Source organism: Streptomyces fuscigenes (assembly GCF_021556455.1).
GTDB classification, from domain to species: domain Bacteria; phylum Actinomycetota; class Actinomycetes; order Streptomycetales; family Streptomycetaceae; genus Streptomyces; species Streptomyces fuscigenes.
On record NZ_JAKGCV010000711.1, the window covers coordinates 1 to 1,797 of the forward strand.

Annotated in this window: 1 protein-coding gene; it reads right to left on the reverse strand. The window is 72.9% G+C overall.

Annotated elements, in window-relative coordinates:
* Positions 1-121: 121 nt before the first annotated feature.
* A partial coding sequence (locus L1885_RS27985; RefSeq protein WP_372482053.1) for an LCP family protein occupies positions 122-1,797 on the reverse strand: 1,676 nt, incomplete at its 5' end.

Below are 1,797 nucleotides of genomic sequence, written 5' to 3' on the forward strand. Positions count from 1 at the left end.
GGGCGCCGTACCGGGGCCGCGGCCCCGCGGCGGCAGCCGGCGTGACCCGCGGGCGCGCCGAGGGGGAGGCCGCCGTGGGGGTGGCCCGGGGAAGCGGCCGGGCGTGCTCCGGTCCATCCGATCAGGAGGCGGAGTCCTTTTTGTTCGGGGATGCGGCGTATGCCTGAGAAGGTGTCATGGGTACGCCGTTGATCTCGACGGTCTTGTACTGGCTGACCTTCGCGCACGTCTTCGCGTCGTCCGCGGTGTCCGCGTGGGCGCCGGAGACCGCGCTCCGCGTGTCGTCCGCGGAGCCGCCGGACCCGGAGCCGCCCGAGCCGCCCGGGAACGTGGTGCCGCTCGGCCAGTCCGAGCCGATGGTCAGCACCAGGCCCGTGGCGGCCGACGAGGTCAGGTGCGAGGAGGGCAGCCCGAGCGCCGCCGCCGCGGTCTGGGCTGCCGCCTTCTGCCCCGGGCCGTACGCGAGCGAGGTGCTCGCCTGCGGGGTGCCCGCGTTGCCCGAGGAGCCCGTGGCGAACCCCTGCCCGGTCAGCGACGACGCGACGGCCGCGGCGCGGCCCGGGGTGCCCGTGCCGTTCTCGACCCGCACCGACACCTGGGAGGGCGGCACGGACGCCGACGCGGAGGGCTTCGAGGCGGGCTCCGCCCCGCCGGAGGGCTTGCCGCCGGCGGCCGTCTTCCCGCCGTCCGGGGCGGTCAGCGACTTGTCGTCGGCGATGGCCCGGAACAGTGCGCTCGCCCCCGCCGCCGGGACCACGCGGTTGGGGTCCGTCGGCGACGCGCCGGTCTGCATCGTGGTGAAGGTGAGGTGCTTCGTGGGGACCTTGTTGAGGTCGTCGGCCAGCCCGATCAGCTTGGCGATGCTGTCGAGGCCGGTGTCCACGGTCATGGCCTTGGTGGCGCTGTCCGCAAGCGAGTAAACCTTCGTCGGGTCCGAGAGCGTGCCGGCGCTCTTGAGCTTGCGGATCATCGCACTGAGGAAGATGTGCTGCGCGTACGTGCGGCCCAGGTCGCTGCCGTCGCCGAGACCGTGGCGCGTACGGACGAACTCCAGCGCCGCGTCGCCCTTGAGGGTGTGCTGCCCCTTGGCGAGCTTCAGGTGCGAGTACGTGTCGTAGACGTTGTCGCTGACGCACACCGACACACCGCCGACCGCGTCCGACATCTTCACCACGCCGGAGAAGTCCAGCATCACGAAGTGGTCGATGGGGATGCCGGTCAGGTGGTTGACCGCGCGCACCTGGCACGCCGGGCCGTACTGGAGGGCGCTGTTGATCTGCCCCTGGTAGCCCGGGGTGGAGGGGGCACCGTCCGTGCCCTGGCAGGCGGGCACCGTCGTCATCGTGTCGCGCGGGATGCTCATGACGGTCGCGTTGGAGCGGTCGGCGGAGATGTGCACGACCATGTCGACGTCCGCGTTGTGCCCGGCCGTGGAGTCGCTGGAGCCGCAGCCGCCGCCGAGCTTGCAGTCGCTCTTGGAATTGCGGCCGTCGGACCCGATGGCCAGGATGTTGATCGGCGTGCGGCCGAACGAGTCGGCCTTCTCCTTCGATCCGCCGTCTATCGCGACGCTGTGGATGTTGCCGCTGAGGTGCTCGTACAGCCAGGCACCGCCGCCGCCGACGACGAGGATCACGGCCGACAGCGTCGTCAGCAGGACCCGGACGACCCGTTTGCGCCGCGGCAGCGGTTTCGCGCGGCGGCGCCTGCTGTTGCGTTCGCCGTCGCGGGCCGCCTTGCGCGCGGCGGCTCTGCCGCCCGCGGCGGGCGCGCCGGACGAACCGGAGCGGCGGCGGC